Raw genomic sequence first — 21731 nt, 5'->3', positions numbered from 1 at the left:
AATTGCGCACATGGACCGGGCGATCCAGTACGCCGCGGCCCTTCGGCTCAAGCACTGCGGTCTCTGGAATACTGGATCACCCGCCTGCGCGAGTGATGACACTGAGCAAGCTGAGCAATCACCCCGTCATCCCTGAGGGAACAGCCGCTTACGTCGCCGCCGTCGTCACGCCGCCGTCGACCACGATGGTCTGGCCGGTCATGAAGGTCGAGGCATCGGAGGCAAGATAGGCCACCGCGCCGGCGATCTCGTCAGGCTCGCCGATGCGGCGGAGCGGCGTCGAGGCGGTGCGGCGCTTCAGATTGTCCGGGTCCTCCCACAGCGCGCGGGCGAAATCGGTCTTCACCAGGCCCGGCGCCACGCAATTGACCCGCACGCCCTTCGGCCCCCATTCGCCGGCGAGGCTGCGGCACAGCGCAAAGTCCGCCGCCTTGGAGATGCCGTAGGCACCGATCACCGTCGAGCCACGCAGGCCGCCGATCGAGGAGATGATCACGACCGAACCCTTGCCGCGCTCGGCCATCTGCGGGATCGCCAGTGCGGACAGCCAGATGTTGCTCTTGACGTTGGAGCCCATGATCTTGTCGAAGGCTTCGTCCGTGATGTCGAGCAGCGGGCCGTAATACGGGTTCACTGCGGCGTTGCAGACCAGGGTGTCGATCTTGCCGTAGTGCTTGATCGTGCCCGAGATCAGCGCCTCGACCTCCGCGCGGCGCGCGATGTTGCAGGGGATGACGAGCGCATCGCCGCCGGCCTTCTTGATGCCGTCGGCGACTTCCTGGCAGGCATCCGCCTTGCGCGAGGAGATCACGACCTTGGCGCCGAGTTTTGCCAGGAGTTCCGCCGAGGAGCGGCCGATGCCGCGGCTCGAGCCGGTGACGACGGCGACCTGGCCGGTGAGATCGAACGGAGTGTTTTTCATTGTTGTTGCCTCCCGGATGGTTAGAAAAACTCGTCACGCGCGGGCTTGACCCGCGCATCCATCTTTTCAAGAGCGATGGATTGCCGGGTCAAGCCCGGCAACGACATCTCAAGCCAGCAGCCCGCCGCCCTCGCTGACGCGACGGAGATGGTAGTCGGTGTCGCCGAGCGTGTTCTCGATCATGGTCAGCCGCTTGAAGTAGTGGCCGATCTTGGCTTCCATGGTCATGCCGATGCCGCCATGGAGCTGGATCGACTGCTGGCCGACGAACTTCAGGGACTTGCCGACCTGCACCTTGGCGGCCGCGACCGCGGACGAACGCTCCTTGGCATCACTGAAGTCCGACGCCATGGTCGCGAACATCGACATGCTGCGGGCCTGCTCCAGCGCCACGAACATGTCGGCGGCACGGTGCTGCAGGCTCTGGAACGAGCCGATCGCAACGCCGAACTGCTTGCGGGTCTTGATGTACTCGACGGTCTCCTTCAGCGACTCGTCCATCGCGCCGACGGCTTCCGCGCACAGCGCAATGCGGGCTTCGTCCGCTACGCGCTCGATCAGGGGCAGGCCGTTCTCGGGATCGCCGATCGCAGCATCCGCACCGACCTCGACATTGGTGAAGGTGATGTCGGCCGCGTGCAGTCCGTCCTGGGTGGGATAGCCCTTCCGGGTGACGCCCTTGGCGTCCGCCGGGACCAGGAACACGCCGATGCCGATCTTGTCGCGCTGGCCGCCCTTGGTGCGCGCGGTCACGATCAAGGTGTCGGCGTTCTCGCCGTTGAGCACGACGAACTTCTCGCCGTCGATCACCCAACCGTCGCCCTTCTTCTTGGCCGTGGTCACGACGTCGAACAGGTCGTAGCGCGAGTTCTTCTCGAGCTGGGCGAAGCCGAAGGTCCTGCTGCCGTCGATGATGCCCGGGATGTACTTGGCCTTCTGCTCGGCCGAGCCGCCATGGCGCAGGAAACCGCCGGCGACCACGACGGTGGCGAGATAGGGCTCGACCACCAATGACTTGCCGAGCGCCTCCATCACGATCATGGTCTCGACCGCGCCGGCGCCGAAGCCGCCGTCGGTCTCCGCAAAGGGCAGACCGAGCAGGCCCTGCTCGGCGAGCTTGCCCCAGAGCGCTTTGCTCCAGCCGCCCTTCTCCTTCATGTACTTCTTGCGCGCATCGAAGTCGTAGGCATCCGCCAGCAAACCGTCGACGCTTTCCTTGAGAAGCCGCTGCTCCTCGGACAGATCAAAATCCATTTTACCATCTCTCCAAAATCACGCGGGCGCCTGCCCTGATCTCCACTCGTCATCCCCGCGAATGCGGGGATCCAGTAGGCCGCGGCCCTCATTGGGAATCACAACCGCCTCGGCGTACCGGGTCCCCCGCCCCTGTGCGCAATTGCGCACAAGGCGGGGGACGACACCGAACTTGTGGCTTACAGCCCCAGCACCGCCTTGCTGATGATGTTGCGCTGGATCTCGTTGGAGCCGCCGTAGATCGAAACCTTGCGGTTGTTGAAGTAGCTCGGCGCGATCTGCGCGGTCCAGTCCATGCTCTCGTTCGAGCCGGCATCGCCATGCTCGTCGTAGGGCGCGGCGAACGGTCCGATGATCTCCATCAGCAGCTCGGTGGTGGTCTGCTGGATTTCCGAGCCCTTGATCTTGAGCACCGAGGAAGCCGGATTGGGCTTGCCCTTGCCGTGCTTGCCCTCGTCGGCGACGACGCGGAGCTGGGTCAGCTCGAGCGCCTTCAGCTCGATCTCGCAGGCCGTGAGCTTCTCGCGGAATGCCGGATCCTCGATCACCGGGCGGCCGCCGGACTCGACCTTGGAGGCCAGCGCGCGGATGCGACGCAGCCGCTCCTTCGACACGCCGACCCGGGCGATGCCGGTGCGCTCATTGCCGAGCAGGAATTTGGCGTAATCCCAGCCCTTGTTCTCTTCGCCGATCAGGTTCTCGTAGGGCACCTCGACGTCGTCGAAGAACACTTCGTTGACCTCGTGGCCGCCGTCGATGGTCTGGATCGGGCGCACGGTGACGCCCTTCGACTTCATGCTGAACACGATGAAGGAGATGCCCATCTGCTTCTTGGCGGCCGGATCGGTGCGGCACAGGCAGAAGATCATGTCGGCGTGCTGGGCGAGCGTGGTCCAGGTCTTCTGACCGTTGATGATCCACTTGTCGCCGCGGCGCTCGGCCTTGGTCTTCAGCGACGCGAGGTCCGAGCCCGAACCCGGCTCCGAGAAGCCCTGGCACCACCAGTCGTCGACATTGGCGATGCGCGGCAGGTATTCCTTCTTCTGCTTCTCGTTGCCGAAGGTGTAGATGACCGGGCCGACCATGCTGACGCCGAAGGCGAGCGGCTGCGGCGCGGGATAGGACTGCAGCTCCTCGTTGAAGATGTAGTGCTGCACGGTGGTCCAGCCGGTGCCGCCATATTCCTTCGGCCAATGGGTGACGCCCCAGCCCTTCTTGTTGAGGATGCGCCACCAGGTGACCATCTCGTCCTTCGACAGATGGCGGCCTTCCTGCAGCTTGCGCCGTGTATCCGGCGGCACGTTGTTCTTGAAGAACTCCCGTACCTCCTCGCGAAACGCTATCTCTTCCTTGGTGAAAGCGAGATCCATCGGATCCTCCGTTTAAAGTTCAATGCTTCGTCACTCTCGATGTCGTCCCGGCCTTGTGCGCGATTGCGCACTGGAGCCGGGACGACGGATTCATTGCACCATATCGTCCATCATGAACGGGATCCTGATGGGGTCTGTTGCTGATGGGGTTGAGACGTCTTCGGCTGCTGCTGCCGCAATTCGTGACGGGACAGCTTGCCGACCGGAGTGCGCGGCAGTTCGGCGACGAACTCGACCGCGGCCGGCAATTCATGCTTGCCGACCTTGCCGGTGAGGAAGGCGCGCAGCTCGTTGATCGAGAACTCCTTCTCGCCGTCGCGCAGCTTGATGAAAGCCTTTGCCGCCTCGCCGCGGTAGTCGTCGGGGATACCGATCACGATCACTTCCTGCACGGCAGGATGGGTGTAGATCGCCTGCTCGATCATCTGCGGATAGACGTTGAAGCCGCCGGAGATGATCATGTCCTTCTTGCGGTCGACCAGATAGAAATAGCCGTCGGCGTCCATGTAGCCGATGTCGCCGGTCAGGAAGCGGTCGCCGACGAAGGCCTCCGCGGTCTCCGCCGGCCTGTTCCAGTAGCCCTTGGTGACGTTCGGGCCGCGGATGCGGATCTCGCCGACCTCGCCGACCGGCATCACCTTGGTGGAATCCTCCAGCGACACCACGTCCATCTCGATACCGGGCAGCATCAGCCCGATCGAGCCCGGCTTTTCCGGCCCTTCCTTCGGATGGCCGGTGCCGGGCGAGCAGGTCTCGGTCATGCCCCAGCCGCTCTTCAGCTTCATGCCGACGCGGCGCTCGAAGATCTTGGCGACCTCGACCGGCAGCGGCGCGCCGCCGGAGCCGGCGACCACCAGCGAGGAGAGATCGCGCTTGTCGAGGTCGGGCAGCGAGGCGATCGCGATCCACATCGTCGGCACGCCGGGAAACACCGTCGCGCGCTTGACCTCGATGTCGCGCATCACGGCCTCGACGTCGAAGCGCTGGTGCAGCGAGATCAGATGGCCGCGCCGGATCACCGACAGCAGCACGACGGTCAGCGCGTAGATGTGAAACAGCGGCAGCACGCAGATCACGCGCTCGATCGCGTTGCGCTCGAGCCGTCCCGGCTTGCCCCAGACGTCGTAGATCGAGACCGCCGCGGTGAGATTGCCGTGGCTCAGCATGGCGCCCTTGGGCAGGCCGGTGGTGCCGCCGGTATATTGCAGCAGCGCGACGTCCTCGACGTCGACCGCGGGCCATTGCGACGGCTTGACTGCGCCGTCGATGAACTGCCGGTGGGTGATGATCGCGGGATTGTCAGGCAGTGCGGTCTGCTGTGTGCCGACCTTGCCCCAATTGTCATCCTCGCAAACGATCAGACGGTCGAGCAGACCCTTGGCGAGGAATTTTAGCGCGGTCGGCAGCAGCGCCGACAGGTTGCTGGTGACCAGCACGCGCGCGCCTGAATCGGACAGCTTGTGCGACAGCGCGATCTCGCCGTCGAGCGGCGACAGGTGCACGACACGGGCTCCAGCCTTCAGCGCGCCGAAGAAGTTGATCGGGTGGTCAGGCGAGTTGCCGAGAAACAGCGCGACCGAAGTGCCCTTGCCGTAACCGGCCCGCATGAAGGCGGTGGCCGCGGTCTCGACCAGGGCCTCGAGCTCGCTGTAGCTGATCTGCCGGTCGCGGAATTCGAGCACCGGACGCGCGCCGAACTCGGCGGCGGCATTCGAGAGCAGGTCCGGCAGCGTGCCGCGCGTGATCTCGTCACTCCACTGCACGCCCTTGGGATAATATTGTTCGCCGGGATAGGTCATTGATACATCTGACTGCCGTTAGGTGAGCACCGGCGCGAGGGCTCCCCTCCCCCTTGTGGGGAGGGGTTGGGGAAGGGGGTCCACTCGGGCGGTCCCGATGCGGCCACCCCTCTCCCTAACCCTCTCCCACAAGGGGAGAGGGAACCCTGTCACCGCCTTTGTATCGCCGAAAGATCACGCCGCCTTCGACGCTGCGGCGAGCGAGGCGAAGGTCTTGCCTTCGTCGGCGAGCTTCTTCAGCAGCGGCGCCGGCTCGAGCGAGGGATCGTTGGTCTCCTTGGCGTAGAAGGCCAGACGGTCAGCGATATGCTTGAGGCCGACGGTGTCGGCCCAGAACATCGGGCCGCCGCGATAGATCGGCCAGCCATAGCCATAGAGCCAGACCACGTCGATGTCAGACGGACGCGCCGCGATGCCCTCGGCGAGGATCTTCGCGCCCTCGTTGATCATCGGGTACATCATCCGCTCGAGGATCTCGTCGTCGCTGACGACGCGCTTCTTGCGGCCGAGGCGCGCCAGCGTCTCGTCGATCAGCTTCTCGACCTCCGGATCGGGCAGCGCCGCGCGCGAGCCCTGCTCATACTTGTAGTAACCCTTGCCGGTCTTCTGGCCGAAACGGCCGGCTTCGCACAGCGCGTCCGCGATCTCCGACTTGATGCCGCGGTCCTTGCGCGAGCGCCAGCCGATATCGAGACCGGCGAGATCGCCCATCGCGAACGGGCCCATCGGCATGCCGAACTTGGTGACCACAGCGTCGACCTGCTGCGGCAATGCGCCTTCGAACAACAGCTTCTCGGACTGCTTGCCGCGCTGCGCCAGCATGCGGTTGCCGACGAAGCCGTCGCAGACGCCGACCACAGCCGGCACTTTGGCAATTTTGCGGGCGATCGACACCGCAGTCACCAGCGCGTCGGGCGCGGTCTTGTCGGCGCGCACGATCTCGCACAGCTTCATGACGTTGGCCGGCGAGAAGAAATGCATGCCGAGCACGTCCTGCGGACGCTTGGTCGACTGCGCGATCTCGTCGATGTTGAGGTAGGAGGTGTTGGAGGCCAGCACTGCGCCCGGCTTGGCGTACTGATCGAGCTTGCCGAACACTTCCTTCTTGACCGCCATGGTCTCGAACACCGCCTCGATCACGAGATCGGCGTCGCCGACGTTCTCGATGCCGACGACGCCGTTGATCAGCGCCATGCGCTTGGCGGGCGCGTCCGCCGGGATGCCGCCGCGCGCGGCGGTCGCCTCGTAGTTCTTCTGCATGATGCCCAGGCCGCGCTTGAGCTGCTCCTCGCCGGTCTCGACCAGGGTGACCGGGATGCCGGCATTGGCGAACGACATCGCGATGCCGCCGCCCATTGTGCCGGCGCCGAGGATCGCGACGCGCGCCACGTTGCGGCCCTTGGTGCCCTCGGGGACGCCGGAGATCTTGGCGGCTTCGCGCTCGGCGAAGAACGCGTAGCGCTGCGCCTTCGACTGGTCGCCGTTCATCAGCTTGAGGAAGCCCTCGCGCTCCTTCTTCAGGCCTTCGTCGAACGGCAGGTCGATCGCGGCGCCGACGGCATCGGCGGCGGCGAACGGCGCCTCGAGACCGCGCGACTTCTTGGTCAGCGCAGCGACCGCATTGGTGAAGATCGAACGGTCGGCCTTGGCCGCGGCGAGCTTGCTATCGTCATCGCGCAGCTTGCGCAGCGGACGCTTCTCGGCGACCACCTTGCGCGCAAATGCCTCACCGCCCGACGCCGGGCCCTCGACGATCTCGTCGATCAGGCCGGCCTTCAGCGCGGCGTCGGCGCCGATCGGATCGCCGCCGACGATCATCTTGACCGCCAGCTCGGGACCGACCGCACGCGGCAGGCGCTGGGTGCCGCCGGCGCCCGGCAGCAGGCCGAGCTTCACCTCGGGCAGGCCGAGCTTGGCGTCCTTGGTGGCGACGCGATAGTGGCAGGCCAGCGCGACCTCGAGGCCGCCGCCGAGCGCGGTGCCGTGGATCGCGGCAACGATCGGCTTCGGCGAACTTTCCATCAGGCTCAGCACCTCGGCGAGGCCAGGCGGCTTCGGCGGCTTGCCGAATTCGGTGATGTCGGCGCCGGCGATGAAGGTGCGGCCGGCGCAGGTCAGCACGATGCCCTGGACCTGCGCATCATCGATCGCGCTCTTGACGCAATCGAAGATGCCGCCGCGCACGGCAGCGCTCAGCGCGTTCACGGGCGGACTGTTAACCGTGACGACGGCAATGTTGTCATGACGTTCGAGCTTGACGACTTCACTCACCGGGACTCTCCCTGGATGCTTGTTCTTGAACTTGCGTTGAGTAGCTGCACGACTTGCGTCGAGCCGCCAGGATTAGACCAATTTCGCACTGCGAAATTTAATTCCACATCTTGACACGGAGGGTTATTTTGAAGCACGAGCCTTGTCAACGAGCATGACAAGGTGAGGGAATGAAGCGCGCCAGCAAGAAGGTAGCGACCGATCGCAATTTCGTCGTCGCGCTTTCCCGCGGACTGGACGTCCTGCGCGCATTTCAACCCAATGACGGGCTGCTCGGCAATCAGGAGATTGCCGCCCGCACCAAATTACCGAAGCCAACCATTTCCCGGCTGACCTACACGCTGACCAAGCTGGGATACCTTACACCTGTACCGAAATTCGAGAAGTATCAGCTGGCGCCGTCGGCGATGGCGCTCGGCTATGCCGCGCTCGCCAATCTCGGCGTTCGGCATTTGTCCGAACCGTATCGAGAAGAAGTGATGCGCGCGACCGGCGGCGCGGTCGCGGTCGGCGGCCGCGACCGTCACAGCATGATCTATTTCGGCCAGAGCCGGAACGGCCTGGCGCTCGGCGTGCAGCTCGACGTCGGCTCGCGGGTGCCGATCGCAACCACCGCGATGGGACGTGCCTATATTTGGGCATTGCCACCCGAAGAGCGTGCGGCTCTATTACGCGAGCTGCGGGATCACTATGGCAGCCGCTGGGCCAAGATGCGCGACGGCATCGAGCGCTCCGGCGAGACGGTGGCGAAGCACGGCTTCACCATGTCTACCGGCGACTGGCAGGACGACGTCGCCGCCGTCGGCGTTGCTTTGAGACTGAACGACGGAACCGGTCCTTACGCCTTCAATTGCGGCGCGCCGGCATTCCGCTTCACGGAAGATAGATTGCTCAACGACATTGGACCTCGTCTTGTCGCGATGGTAAGGAACATCGAGCAGGCGCTCGGTGGAATGGCGCCGCAATCCAAAAAAGAAGAACGCAAAAAGACCAGAGTAGGAGGGAAAGTTGCACGTTTGGCCGAGGGGATCAGATAGCCTCCATCACGTCCAGCGAAACGCATCGCAGGGCCGCTCGCACCGCTCGAAGACGGCGGGCGAGACGAGATGACGCAGGCACAGCTCGCGCAGGGGAATGATCCCTTGCTCGCGGTTCGCGACGTCAGCGTCGTGTTCGGCGGCATCATCGCACTGAATGGCGTGTCGTTCGACATGCGCCATGGGCAGATCCTCGGCCTGATCGGACCGAACGGCGCCGGCAAGACGACGCTGTTCAACTGCCTGTCGCGGCTCTACCAGCCTTCGTCCGGCGACATCCTGATGGAAGGCAAGAGCATCCTGTCGCGGCCGCCGCACCGGATCGCCGAGATCGGCATCGGCCGCACCTTCCAGAACGTCGCGCTGTTCCCCAATCTGTCCGTGATCGACAATGTCCGCGTCGGCGCCCATGCGCGCACCTCGAGCGACATCGTCAGCGACTCGCTTCGTCTTGCCTGGGTCCGCCGCGGCGAGAGCGACATGAACAAGAAGGTGCACGACATCCTCGGCTATCTCGATCTCGAGGACGTCGCCCACACCGTGGTTTCGGGACTTCCGTTCGGCACCCAGAAGCGCGTCGAGCTGGCGCGCGCTCTGGCCGCAGATCCGAAGATCCTGCTGCTCGACGAGCCGGCCGGCGGCCTCAATCACGAGGAAGTCTACGTGCTCGGCGATCTGATCCGCAAAATCCGCGATGACCGTAGAATTACGGTGCTGCTGGTCGAGCATCACATGGGTCTCGTGATGTCGATCGCCGACCACGTCGTCGCGCTCAATTTCGGCCGCAAGCTGGCCGAAGGCACGCCGGCCCAGGTCCAGGCCGACCCCGACGTCATCAAGGCCTATCTGGGGAGCAAGGACCAATGACAGCGATGCTGAACGTCAAGGACCTGCGCGCCTATTACGGCCAGGTCCAGGCCCTGCACGGCCTCAACTTTTCGCTCAACGAGGGCTCGTTGACCACCCTGCTCGGCGCCAACGGCGCCGGCAAGACCACCACGCTGCGGGCGATCTGCAACATGGTGCGTTCGACCGGCGCCATCGAATTCGACGGCAAGCCGATCGGCACCCGTTCCACCGAGAACGTGGTCCGCCTCGGCATCGCCCATGTGCCGCAGGGCCGCGGCACCTTCACCAACATGACGGTGGAGGAGAATCTGCAGCTCGGCGCCATCAGCCGCTCCGACAAGGGCGCCATCGGCTCCGACATCGAGCGGATGTACGAACATTTCCCGGTGCTGAAGCAGCGCTACACCCAGCAGGCCGGCACCCTGTCGGGCGGCGAGCAGCAGATGCTCGCGGTGGCGCGCGCCCTGATGCTGCGGCCGCGCCTGATGCTGCTCGACGAGCCGTCATTCGGCCTCGCGCCGCTGATCGTGCGCGACCTGTTCCGCATCCTCGGCAAGATCAATCGCGAGGAAAAGGTGACCATCCTGGTGGTCGAGCAGAACGCGCAGCTGGCGCTCGAGCTCGCCGACCAGGCCTATGTGATCGAAACCGGACGGATCGTGATGTCGGGCAATGCCAAGGACATCGCGAACAACGAAGACGTCCGCAAATCCTATCTCGGCTACTGAGGGAGCTGGCACAATGGAGCTTTTTGCCAACCAGGTCCTGGCCGGCATCGCCACGGGCGCGATCTACGCCTGCATGGCGCTCGCGGTCGTGATGATCTACCAGGCCATCGACCATCTGAATTTCGCCCAGGGCGAAATGGCGATGTTCTCGACCTTCGTGTCCTGGCAGCTGATGCAATGGGGCGTGCCGTATTGGGGCGCCTTCGTGCTCACCGTCGCCTTTTCGTTCGGCGCCGGCATCGTCATCGAGCGGCTGCTGTTCAAGCCGCTGGCCAAGGCGCCGATCCTGACCAACGTCGCCGGCTTCATCGCGCTCTATGCGATCATCAACTCGGTCGCCGGCCTGATCTGGGACTTCACCATCAAGCAGTATCCGACGCCGTTCGGTTCCTCGCCGTTCCTGGGCAGCCAGCTGATCTCGACCCACCAGGCCGGCATGATCGGCATCACGCTGTTGATGCTGCTCTTGCTGTTCTTCTTCTTCCGCTTCACCCGGGTCGGCCTTGCGATGCGGGCGGCCGCCTCGCTGCCTGAATCGGCCCGCCTGGTCGGCATCAACACCTCGTGGATGATCGCGCTGGGCTGGGGCATGGCGTCCGCGATCGGCTCGATCGCCGGCATGATGATCGCCCCGGTGGTGTTCCTCGAGCCGAACATGATGCTCGGCGTGCTGATCTACGGATTTGCCGCGGCCGTGCTCGGCGGCCTGAGCTCGCCGTTCGGCGCCGTGATGGGCGGCTTCCTGGTCGGCATCTTCGAGAACCTCGTCGGCACCTACATCCCCGGCGTCGGCAATGAGCTGAAGCTTCCGATCGCGCTTGCGCTGATCATCGTCGTCCTGGTCGTTAAACCGGCAGGCCTGTTCGGCCGCGCCATCGTGAAGCGAGTTTGATCATGAGCGCCGCTGAAGAAGTCGAAGTCGTCACCGAAGGCCAGGCCGTCGAGGCCGTGCCGAAGCGCGCGATGACGCTGGGTTACGGCACCTCGCTCGTGGTGCTCGCCGCGCTGATCCTGATCCCGCTGTTCGTGAAGAACTTCATCATCTTCCAGATGACGATGCTTCTGATCTACGGGCTTGCGGTGCTGGCGCTCAACATCCTGACCGGCGGAAGCGGCCAGTTCTCGCTCGGCCAGAGCGCGTTCTACGCCGTCGGCGCCTATACGTCGGCGATCCTGATGGAGCATGCGGGCATGAACTATGCCCTCACGCTGCCGATCGCCGGCATCATCTGCTTCGGCTTCGGCTTCCTGTTCGGCCAGCCGGCGCTGCGGCTGTCCGGCGTCTACCTGGCGCTCGCGACCTTCGCGCTCGCCACAGCCATGCCGCAGCTGCTCAAGCTCGGCTATTTCGAGCACTGGACCGGCGGCGTGCAGGGCCTCGTGGTCACCAAGCCGGATGCGCCGTTCGGCCTGCCGCTGTCGCAGGACATGTGGCTGTATTACTTCACCCTGGTGGTCACGATCGCGATCTACGTCGCCTCGGTGAACCTGCTGCGCTCGCGCTCCGGCCGCGCCTTCATGGCGATCCGCGACAACGAGATCGCGGCCTCCGCGATGGGCGTCGACGTCGCGCTGTACAAGACGCTGGCGTTCGGCGTCTCGGCCGGCATCACCGGTGTTGCCGGCGGTCTCGGCGCCATCGCGGTGCAGTTCGTGGCCCCCGATGGCTACACCATCCAGCTCGCGATCTCGCTGTTCCTCGGCATGGTGGTCGGCGGCGTCGGCTGGCTGCCCGGCTCGATCGTAGGAAGCGCCTTCATCATCTTCGTGCCGAACATCGCCGAAGGCATCTCTAAGGGCTTGTCGGGCGCGGTGTTCGGCGTGCTGCTGTTCCTCGTCATCTTCCTCGTGCCGCACGGCGCCAGACAGGTCGCGATCGTTGCCCAGCAACTGGCCGCAAAGCTCAAGAAGAACTAAGAATCTTTAGAACCAAACCAGGAGACATTATGCTTTCTACCGTTCGGATCGCCGCGATTTCCGCGGCGATCGCAGCTGTTGCCGCGACGTCCACTGCCGCATTCGCCCAAAAGAAATACGACACCGGCGCAAGCGATACCGAGATCAAGGTCGGCAACATCATCCCCTATTCGGGACCAGCCTCCGCCTACGGCGTGATCGGCAAGACCGAGGAAGCCTATTTCAAGATGATCAACGACCGCGGCGGCATCAACGGCCGCAAGGTCAATTTCGTCAGCTATGACGACGCCTATTCGCCGCCGAAGGCAGTCGAGCAGGTGCGCAAGCTGGTCGAGAGCGATGAGGTGCTGCTGGTGTTCAACCCGCTCGGCACGCCGTCCAACACCGCGATCCAGAAGTACCTGAATTCCAAGAAGATCCCGCAGCTGTTCGTCGCCACCGGCGCCACCAAGTGGAACGATCCGAAGAACTTCCCGTGGACCATGGGCTGGCAGCCGAGCTACCAGAGCGAAGCGCAGATCTACGCCAAGTGGCTGATGAAGGAGAAGCCCGACGCCAAGGTCGCGATCCTCTATCAGAACGACGACTTCGGCAAAGACTACCTCAAGGGCACCAGGGACGGTTTCGGCGCCAAGGCGGCCTCCAGCATCATCATGGAGGAGAGCTACGAGATCTCCGAGCCGTCGATCGACAGCCACATCGTCAAGATCAAGGCCGCCAATCCGGACGTGCTGCTGATCTACACCACGCCGAAGTTCGGCGCGCAGACCATCAAGAAGACCGCCGAGCTCGGCTGGAAGCCGCTGCAGATCATCACCAACGTGTCGGCCTCGGTCGGCAGCGTGATGCAGCCGGCCGGCTTCGACAACGCGCAGGGCGTGCTGTCGGCAGCCTATGCCAAGGACGGTGCCGATCCGCAGTGGGCCAACGATCCGAACATGAAGAAGTGGGCAGAGTTTCTCGACAAGTACATGCCGGGCGCCGACAAGACCGACGGCGGCTACGTCTACGGCTATGGTGCCGCGCAGACGCTCGCCAAGGTGCTGGAAATGTGCGGCGACGATCTGACCCGCGCCAACGTCATGAAACAGGCGGCGAGCCTGAAGGACTTCACGCCCGACACCCTGCTGCCCGGCGTCAAGATCAACACCTCCGCCACCGACTTCGCCCCGATCGCCCAGCTGCAGATGCAGCGCTTCAAGGGTCAGAAGTGGGAACTGTTCGGTGACATCATTTCCGGCGATGTCCCCTCAGAGTGACGTTGCACTGCGGGAATAAAACAACAGCCTCCGCGATATCTGTCGCGGGGGCTTTTTGTTGACGCCCCGCACCGATGGTATTGAATACGCGAAACTAAGATCCGAGGTGGGGAAACCATGACTGCCGCACGTCCGTCCCTGACGGCGCTGTTGTCCGCATTCGCTCTGATCCTGACGAGCTGCAATGTCGCGCTGGCGCAGAAGACCTACGACACCGGGGCCAGCGACACCGAGATCAGGATCGGCAACACCGCGCCCTACAGCGGCCCCGCCTCAGCCTATGGCGTGATCGGCAGGACCGAGGCGGCCTACTTCAAGATGATCAACGAGGCCGGCGGCATCCACGGCCGCAAGATCACGTTCATCTCCTATGACGACAGCTACTCGCCGGCCAAGACGGTGGAGCAAACCCGCAAGCTGGTCGAGGACGACGAGGTGCTGCTGGTGTTCGGCTCGATCGGCACCGCAACCAACGCTTCGATCCGGAAGTACATGAACGAGAAGCAGGTGCCGCAGCTGTTCGTCGGTTCGGGCGGCTCCAAGTGGAACGACCCCAAGAACTATCCGTGGACCATGGGCTGGCAGCCGTCCTACCAGGACGAGGCGCGGGTCTACGCAAAATACATCATGAAGCACAAGCCCGACGCCAAGGTTGCCGTGCTCTACCAGAACGACGATTTCGGCAAGGACTACCTCAAGGGCCTGAAGGATGCCTTCGGTGACAAGGCCTCGATGATCGTCGCCGAGGAAGCCTACGAGACATCGGAGCCCGCGATCGACAGTCACATCGTCAAGCTGAAGGCCGCCGGCGCCGACACCTTCATCAGCATCACGTCACCGAAATTCGCGGCGCAGGCGATCAAGAAGGCCGCCGAGATCGCCTGGACGCCAATGCAGATCGTCGCCAATGTCTCGGCCTCGGTCGGCGGCGTCATGCAGCCGGCCGGCTTCGAAAACTCGCAGGGCATCCTGTCGGCGTCCTATCTCAAGGACGGCGCCGATCCGCAATGGGACCAGGATCCCGGCATGCAGAAATTCCTGGCCTTCCTCAAGAAGGATTATCCCGACGCCAACAAGCTCGATGGCGCCACCTCCTACGGCTACGCCGCCGCACAGACCATGGTGAAGGTGCTCGAGATGTGCGGCGACGATCTCACCCGCGCCAACATCATGAAGCAGGCCGCCAGCCTGAAGGATTATCTCCCCGGCACGCTGCTGCCAGGCATCAGCATCAATACCTCGGCCACCGACTTCGCGCCGATCAAGCAATTGCGCCTGATGCGGTTCAAGGGCGAGAAGTGGGAGCTGTTCGGCGACATCATCTCGAGCAATCTGAGCAACTGATCTTCGCGAATTCTCCTCGGCGTCCGCGCGCTCAACTCAACGGCGTCGCCTCAGCTTGCCGCAATCTCCGCGGTTATCTCGGGCAGATCGGCGAGCGAGACTAAAGACGCAGCCTCCGCGGCCACGCCACGGGGGCTTTTCGTTGAGACGCCCCAGGTAAAATGATAGTTTCCACTGACAACAAAGAGCCCTCGAAACAGGGGGCCGCGACGCATCATCTGCCATCAGGGAGTGAAACCGCATGTCCGCAACACGACGACTGGCGGCACTTGCCGCTGCGCTCGCGCTCGTCTCCGCATCCTGCAGCGCCGTGCTCGCGCAGAAGAAATACGACACTGGCGCCAGCGACACCGAGATCAAGATCGGCAACATCATGCCCTACAGCGGAGCGGCCTCCGCCTATGGCGTGATCGGCAAGACCGAGGAAGCCTATTTCCGCAAGGTCAACGCCGAGGGCGGCATCAACGGCCGCAAGATCACCTTCATCAGCTACGACGACGCCTACACGCCGCCCAAGACCGTCGAGCAGGCACGCAAGCTCGTCGAGAGCGACGAGGTGCTGATGATCTTCAATTCGCTCGGCACGCCGCCGAACTCGGCGATCCAGAAATACATGAACCAGAAGAAGGTGCCGCAACTGTTCGTCGCCACCGGCGCCACCAAGTGGAACGATCCGAAGGAATTTCCGTGGACGATGGGCTGGCAGCCCAACTACCAGAGCGAATCGATCATCTATGCGAAGTACATCCTGAAGAACAAGCCGGACGCCAAGATCGCGGTGCTCTACCAGAATGACGATTACGGCAAGGACTATCTGAAGGGATTCAAGGACGGGCTCGGCAGCAAGGCCGCGTCGATGATCGTCGCCGAGGACAGTTACGAGGTGACGGAGCCGACCATCGATTCCCATATCGTCAGGCTCAAGGCCTCCGGCGCCGACGTGTTCTTCAACATCACGACGCCGAAATTCGCCGCGCAGGCGATCAAGAAGAACGCCGAGCTCGAGTGGCATCCGCTGCACTTCCTCAACAACGTCTCGTCCTCGATCGGCAGCGTGATCAAGCCGGCGGGCTTCGAGGCCGCCCAGGGCATCATCTCGTCGCAATACCTGAAGGATCCGACCGATCCGCAGTGGAAGACCGACAAGGCGATGATCGCCTGGAACGAATTCCTCGATAAGTATTACCCGGACGCGAACCGGGCCGACGCCTCCGTGATGTACGCCTACATCGTCTCGCAGGGCCTCGTGCATGTGCTCAAGGCCTGCGGCGACAATCTGACCCGCGAGAACATCATGAAGCAGGCGGCCAGCATTCGCGACTATGAGCCCGGCGGCCTGTTGCCGGGCGTCAAGGTCAACACCTCGGCGACCGACTTCGCGCCGCTTTCGCAACTGCAACTGATGCGCTTCAAGGGCGAGACCTGGGATCGCTTTGGTGAAGTTTTGAGCGGCGACGTCGGCGGTTAAGCCGGAATTGTCGACTAAAGACGCGGCCCCTGCGGCGTTGTCGCAGGGGCTTTTCATTGAGGCGACCCGCCTAAGGTGATAATTTCACCGCATAACAACAGAGCCCGCGAAACAGGGGGCCGCGACACATTCGTCTGAACAACAGGGAGAGAGACATAGATGTCCGCTACTACAAAACTTGCTGTCCTCGGGGCCGCGTTCGCGTTCGTCGCGACATCCGGCAGCGCTGCGCTCGCCCAGAAGAAATACGACACCGGCGCCAGCGACACCGAGATCAAGATCGGCAACATCATGCCCTACAGCGGCCCCGCCTCCGCCTACGGCATCATCGGCCGCACCGAGGCCGCCTATTTCAAGAAGATCAACGACGCCGGCGGCATCAACGGCCGCAAGATCAACTTCATCTCCTACGATGACGCCTACTCGCCGCCGAAGGCCGTGGAGCAGGCCCGCAAGCTGGTCGAAAGCGACGAGGTGCTGCTGATCTTCAACTCGCTCGGCACGCCGTCGAACTCGGCGATCCAGAAATACATGAACTCCAAGAAGGTGCCGCAGCTATTCGTCGCCACCGGCGCCACCAAGTGGAACGACCCCAAGGACTTTCCCTGGACCATGGGTTGGCAGCCGAACTACCAGAGCGAGACCCAGATCTACGCCAAGTACATCCTGAAGAACATGCCGAACGCCAAGATCGCCGTGCTCTACCAGAATGACGATTACGGCAAGGATTACCTGAAGGGCCTGAAGGACGGTCTCGGCCAGAAGGCCGCCAGCATGATCGTCGCCGAGGAAAGCTTCGAGACGTCCCAGCCGACCATCGACAGCAACATCGTCAAGCTGAAGGCCAGCAACGCCGACGTCTTCATCGACATCGCGACGCCGAAATTCGCGGCCCAGGCGATCAAGAAGGTCGCCGAGATCGGCTGGAAGCCGACCCACTTCCTCAACAACGTGTCGGCCTCGGTCGGCAGCGTGATCAAACCGGCCGGCTTCGAGAACGCGCAGGACATCATCTCCGCCGCCTATCTGAAGGACGCTTCCGACAAGCAATGGGACAATGACCCCGGCATGAAGGAGTTCTACGCTTTCATGGCCAAGGACTTCCCCGAGGGCGACAAGCTCGACGGCGGCACCGTGGTCGGCTTCGGCGTGGCACAGACGCTGGTCCAGGTGCTGAAGCAGTGCGGCGACAACCTCACCCGCGAGAACATCATGAAGCAGGCCGCAAGCCTGAAGGACTTCCGTACCGAGGTGCTGCTGCCTGGCGTCAAGATCAACACCGCGGCAAACGATTTCGCCCCGATCAGCCAGTTGCAGCTGATGAAGTTCAAGGGCGAGAAATGGGAACTGTTCGGCGACGTCATCAGCGCCGACGTCGGCGGCTGATTTCACAGAAGTATCCGGCCGGCGATGGCCCCCTGCGATACCGTCGCAGGGGGCTTTTCGTTCACCATGGGCCGGCCGGCCCCGGCGATGCCTGCTTACACTTTGCCCGGCAATGCGCTAGGAAACCGGCAAGAACCGAAGAGAACCTGGCGCCCTTGTGCGCCGGCAACAACAAGGAGTTTTCGGGAAATGCCGAAGCCGATCCGCCGTCACCGTGTCGCAACCGCCCTGCTCGGCCTCGCCGTCGCCGCCGCGACCGGCCATGCCGCATGGGCACAGAAGAAGTACGACACCGGTGCGACCGATACCGAGATCAAGATCGGCAACATCGTGCCCTATAGCGGCCCGGCGTCGGCCTATGGCGTGGTCGGCAAGGCGATGGCCGCGGTGTTCAAGAAGGTCAACGACGACGGCGGCATCAACGGCCGCAAGATCAATTTCATCTCCTACGACGATGCCTATTCGCCGCCGAAGGCGGTCGAGCAGGCCCGCAAGCTGGTCGAGAGCGACGAGGTGCTGTTCCTGTTCGGCACGCTCGGCACCGCCTCCAACACCGCGATCCAGAAATATCTCAACGCCAAGAAGGTGCCGCAGCTGTTCGTCGCCACCGGCGCCACCAAGTGGAACGATCCGAAGGCCTTCCCATGGACCATGGGCTGGCTGCCGAGCTACCAGAGCGAGTCGCGGATCTACGCGAAATATCTGCTCAAGGAGAAGCCCGGAACCAAGGTCGCGGTGCTCTACCAGAACGACGACATGGGCAAGGATTACCTGAAGGGCCTGGAAGACGGCTTCGCCAGCGACCCCGCGCGCGTCGTCGCCAAGGAAAGCTATGAAGTTGCCGAGCCCACCATCGATTCCCATGTGGTGCGGCTGAAATCCTCCAATCCCGACGTCATCATCTTCTTCACCACGCCGAAATTCGGCGCCCAGGCGATCAAGAAGCTCGGCGAGATGAATTGGAAGCCGGTGACCATCGTCTCCAACGTCTCGGCCTCCACCGCGACGGTGATGCGTCCGGCCGGCCTCGACAACGCGCAAGGCGTGATCTCGGCGGCCTACGCCAAGGACGCCAGCGATCCGCAGTGGAAGGACGACGCCGGCATGAAGGCGTTCGACGAGCTGCTCGCCAAATACATGCCCGACACCAACCGCGTCGATGCCTCGGCGATGACCGGCTACAACATGGCGACCACGATGGTCGAGGTGCTGCGCCGCTGCGGCGACGACCTCACCCGCGCCAACGTGATGAAGCAGGCGGCGAGCCTGAAGCAGTTTCCACAGGGCGGCCTGCTGCCCGGCGTGACGCTGTCGACCGGTCCGAACGATTTCCAGCCGATCGAGCAACTGCAGCTGATGCAGTTCAAGGGCGAGCGCTGGCAATTGTTCGGCGACGTCATCAGCGGCGAAGTCGGCGGCAACTGACCGCACAACGAAAGCACAGCCATGACCGACCGTCGTCCCTTCCTGCGTTCGATCTTCGATGCCGCGGTGGCGGCTGCGCATCCCGATGTGGTGCTGGCATCGCGGCTGCGGCCGGCGCCGAAGGGTCGCGTGATCTGCCTCGCCGCCGGCAAGGGCGCCGGCGCGATGGCGGCCGCGGCGGAGCGGCACTATCTCGACACGCTCGGCCTCGAGCCGTCACGACTGGTCGGCATCGCCACCACCCGCCACGGGCATGGCGTGCCGACCCGCCGCATCAAGGTGGTCGAGGCCGGTCACCCCGTGCCCGATGAAGCCGGCCTGCGCGCGGCCGACGATACGCTGCGGCTGGCGGCGGAAGCCACGCCCGACGATCTGCTGTTGGTGCTGCTGACCGGCGGCGGCTCGGCGAACTGGATCGCCCCGGTCGAGGGAGTGAGCTTCGCCCAGAAGCAGCAGGTCAACCGCGCGCTGCTGCGCTCCGGCGCGCCGATCGGCGAGATGAACATCGTCCGCAAGCATCTGTCGCGGATCAAGGGCGGACGGCTGGCACGCGCCGGCCAGCACGCCGCCGAGATCGTCACGCTGGCGATCTCGGACGTGCCGCATGACGATCCCTCGGCGATCGCCTCGGGGCCGACGGTGCCGGATCCGACCACGCTGGCGGATGCCCGCGCGCTGGTCGCCAAATACAATCTCTCCGTCGACGACGCGGTCCGCCGCGCGCTCGACGATCCCAGGAACGAGAGCTGCAAGCCGGGCGATCCGGCCTTTGCACGCGCGACGTTCGAGCTGCTGGCGAAGCCGAAAGCCTCGATCGACGCCGCGGCGAAGGTCGCGCAGAACGCCGGCTACGAGACCATCGCGCTCGGCGCCGATCTCGAAGGCGAGGCCCGCGACGTCGCGGCCGCGCATGCGCGGCTTGCGCTGAAGGCACGCAGCGAGGGCAAGCGGGTTGCGATCATCTCCGGCGGCGAACTCACAGTGACGGTGCGCGGCAATGGCCGCGGCGGCCCCAACCAGGAATACGCGCTGGCGCTGGCCGACCTGCTCAAGGACACGCCCGACATCTCGGCGCTCGCCGCCGACACCGACGGCGCCGATGGCGGCGCCGGCAGCGCGACCGACCCTGCCGGGGCCGTGATCGATCAGGCGACCTTCGCGAAGATGAAGTCGCTCGGCCTCGATCCGAGGGCCTATCTCGAGAACAACGATGCCACAGGGTTCTTCGGGCAGACCGGGGATTTGCTACTGACCGGCCCAACGCTGACCAACGTCAACGACGTGCGGGTGATTTTGGTGGATTAGGCCGTATCCTCGACGGACCCAAGGCCAGTCTCGGGCTGCGCCCAAAGCTCCTGATAGTTACGAAACTTCGCAAGCGTCTCGTCATATCGCGTCGGCTCGAGCACCGGCAAAATGCGCTTCAACACTGAGTTGATTGGCGCGGAGGTGTGCCGAACGTATAAGTCGATCGGATCAAGCAAGTGCCTCAGGTGCAGCTTTGGATCATAGTTCAGCCCGCTGCTGCGAAACCATTTGTACCCGTTGGCGATTGCCCAGCTCACCATGTCGCGAAACACATAATGATAGAGGTGCAGGTCTAAGGCGACATCGTAGTCGAGACCTATGTACTCCGCATAAATCGCGTCACCGTGTACCATGCATGCGGCAAACGCGACGATCCGCTCGTTCTGACGCCAGAGGAAGAAGCGGACCTTGTCCCCCATCCGCCGCCCCAAGTCGCAGAAATATTGTTCCGTCAGCTTCTCGAAGTGCAGTTTCGAACGCTGATAGACTTGGAAATACAATGGATAGATCTGCGCGATCACCGGCGTCGCGTCGTTGACGACGTTCATCTCGACGGATGGAGAGGCCCGCGCTGTGGCCTCAAACTTCTTGCGAAGTTTCTTACGGGTTGCGCTGTTGAGCGCATGATTCATATAGTCATCGAAACTGGCGTAATCGATGCAAAGCCTGGTCATGGGCAGGCTGGGGATGCGGGTGAAGCCGTGAGCGATCAGGCAGTCGAGGATTGGTCGGTATCGCGCCGGAAACTCCTTGAGCACGATCAGCCGCGCACCGAGCCTGCGAGCATGTATTGCAATCGTAGAGGCCAGCAGTTCCGCGCAGTCCCGATGGCAGGCCTCGTTCCCGTCAAGATGACCTTCCCCGGCGACGCAACCCACCATGAGCGCACGGGCGCGCATCAAACCTGGCCATATCCGGCGAATGGCGTCGATGAGTACGCCAAACCGCGGGCTCGCACCGGCCAGCACATCCAGGTCCATTAGGAAGAATGGCTGTACAGCACAAACCTGGTCAACCGCATCCTTGATGAGGAAATACCGGTAATCGAACTCGGGATGAAGGGTATCCTCGACCAACTCATAGTATCGATGATCCTTGCGCTCGCTCGCGAAGGCGAACTGCCAGCGCGGACAATGCTCCAAATCGTTCCGCACAATGACTTGGAGATGCGGCCGACATTGCATCGGCTCGCGTCCCGTGAGGTCGCCGATTTGGCTCGTCAAGTGCACTGTTGCAGCTTCCGGCACGATCTCACGCTCGCCACGGATCCCGGCCCTAAGGCAGCATTTATCACGGCGCCAAAACAAAGCAGCTAACATATCCGTCAGAAACTAACTCGTTAGTCATTTGCGATTTGGCGTTGGAGCAGAACACTCCTGATACGACCCGCATGC

The 21731-nt window shown here is 63.5% G+C and carries 17 protein-coding genes; 11 read left to right on the top strand and 6 right to left on the bottom strand.

Annotated features, from left to right (window positions below):
- Window positions 1-148: 148 nt before the first annotated feature.
- The 5 genes from XH92_RS04120 to XH92_RS04100 all read right to left on the bottom strand — a co-directional run bounded on the left by XH92_RS04120 (window position 149) and on the right by XH92_RS04100 (window position 7616).
- Window positions 149-922 (bottom strand): SDR family NAD(P)-dependent oxidoreductase, encoded by a 774-nt coding sequence (locus XH92_RS04120; protein WP_194458096.1) that lies wholly within the window; start codon window positions 920-922, stop codon window positions 149-151.
- A 108-nt stretch (window positions 923-1030) separates the two neighbouring features.
- The gene (pimD, locus tag XH92_RS04115; RefSeq protein WP_194458095.1) at window positions 1031-2176 is read right to left on the bottom strand and encodes a pimeloyl-CoA dehydrogenase small subunit; all 1146 of its coding nucleotides are present in this window, start codon (window positions 2174-2176) and stop codon (window positions 1031-1033) included.
- A 179-nt stretch (window positions 2177-2355) separates the two neighbouring features.
- The gene (gene pimC / locus XH92_RS04110; protein WP_194458094.1) at window positions 2356-3546 is read right to left on the bottom strand and encodes a pimeloyl-CoA dehydrogenase large subunit; all 1191 of its coding nucleotides are present in this window, start codon (window positions 3544-3546) and stop codon (window positions 2356-2358) included.
- Between the two features lie 110 nt (window positions 3547-3656).
- On the bottom strand, window positions 3657-5345 hold the full coding sequence (gene pimA / locus XH92_RS04105; RefSeq protein WP_194458093.1) for a dicarboxylate--CoA ligase PimA: 1689 nt from the start codon (window positions 5343-5345) through the stop codon (window positions 3657-3659).
- A gap of 174 nt (window positions 5346-5519) precedes the next feature.
- Window positions 5520-7616 (bottom strand): 3-hydroxyacyl-CoA dehydrogenase NAD-binding domain-containing protein, encoded by a 2097-nt coding sequence (locus XH92_RS04100; RefSeq protein WP_194458092.1) that lies wholly within the window; start codon window positions 7614-7616, stop codon window positions 5520-5522.
- A gap of 170 nt (window positions 7617-7786) precedes the next feature.
- Between XH92_RS04100 and XH92_RS04095 the strand changes: the two genes are divergently transcribed.
- The 11 genes from XH92_RS04095 (at window position 7787) to XH92_RS04045 (ending at window position 20334) form a co-directional block, all read left to right on the top strand.
- A complete protein-coding gene (locus XH92_RS04095; protein ID WP_076864184.1) occupies window positions 7787-8653 on the top strand; it encodes an IclR family transcriptional regulator in 867 nt (288 codons plus the stop codon).
- Window positions 8654-8722: 69 nt separating this feature from the next.
- Window positions 8723-9520 (top strand): ABC transporter ATP-binding protein, encoded by a 798-nt coding sequence (locus XH92_RS04090; protein ID WP_194458091.1) that lies wholly within the window; start codon window positions 8723-8725, stop codon window positions 9518-9520.
- Complete coding sequence (locus XH92_RS04085) at window positions 9517-10230, top strand: ABC transporter ATP-binding protein (protein ID WP_194458090.1); 714 nt, start codon at window positions 9517-9519, stop codon at window positions 10228-10230. Before XH92_RS04090 ends, XH92_RS04085 begins: the two co-directional genes overlap by 4 nt.
- Before the next feature lie 13 nt (window positions 10231-10243).
- Window positions 10244-11122, top strand: coding sequence for a branched-chain amino acid ABC transporter permease (locus XH92_RS04080; RefSeq protein WP_194458089.1), 879 nt, complete (start codon window positions 10244-10246; stop codon window positions 11120-11122).
- Window positions 11123-11124: 2 nt separating this feature from the next.
- Entirely contained in the window at window positions 11125-12147 is a 1023-nt protein-coding gene (locus XH92_RS04075; protein ID WP_194458088.1) for a branched-chain amino acid ABC transporter permease, read from the top strand.
- Window positions 12148-12176: 29 nt separating this feature from the next.
- Window positions 12177-13406: an ABC transporter substrate-binding protein gene (locus tag XH92_RS04070; protein ID WP_194458087.1), complete on the top strand. Its 1230-nt coding sequence runs from the start codon at window positions 12177-12179 to the stop codon at window positions 13404-13406.
- 117 nt (window positions 13407-13523) lie between these two features.
- A complete protein-coding gene (locus XH92_RS04065; RefSeq protein ID WP_194458086.1) occupies window positions 13524-14750 on the top strand; it encodes an ABC transporter substrate-binding protein in 1227 nt (408 codons plus the stop codon).
- Window positions 14751-14991: 241 nt separating this feature from the next.
- Entirely contained in the window at window positions 14992-16218 is a 1227-nt protein-coding gene (locus tag XH92_RS04060) for an ABC transporter substrate-binding protein (RefSeq protein WP_194458085.1), read from the top strand.
- A gap of 159 nt (window positions 16219-16377) precedes the next feature.
- The gene (locus XH92_RS04055) at window positions 16378-17604 is read left to right on the top strand and encodes an ABC transporter substrate-binding protein (RefSeq protein WP_194458084.1); all 1227 of its coding nucleotides are present in this window, start codon (window positions 16378-16380) and stop codon (window positions 17602-17604) included.
- Between the two features lie 189 nt (window positions 17605-17793).
- Window positions 17794-19029 (top strand): ABC transporter substrate-binding protein, encoded by a 1236-nt coding sequence (locus tag XH92_RS04050; protein WP_194458083.1) that lies wholly within the window; start codon window positions 17794-17796, stop codon window positions 19027-19029.
- A gap of 21 nt (window positions 19030-19050) precedes the next feature.
- A complete protein-coding gene (locus XH92_RS04045; RefSeq protein WP_194458082.1) occupies window positions 19051-20334 on the top strand; it encodes a glycerate kinase in 1284 nt (427 codons plus the stop codon).
- Here the strand turns inward: XH92_RS04045 and XH92_RS04040 are convergent.
- The gene (locus XH92_RS04040; RefSeq protein WP_194461101.1) at window positions 20331-21560 is read right to left on the bottom strand and encodes a GNAT family N-acetyltransferase; all 1230 of its coding nucleotides are present in this window, start codon (window positions 21558-21560) and stop codon (window positions 20331-20333) included. The two genes, XH92_RS04045 and XH92_RS04040, sit on opposite strands and share 4 nt — an antisense overlap.
- Between the last annotated feature and the right edge of the window lie 171 nt (window positions 21561-21731).

This window comes from Bradyrhizobium sp. CCBAU 53421 (assembly GCF_015291625.1).
Classification (GTDB): Bacteria; Pseudomonadota; Alphaproteobacteria; order Rhizobiales; family Xanthobacteraceae; genus Bradyrhizobium.
This window is presented reverse-complemented; position numbering and strand designations above follow the sequence as displayed.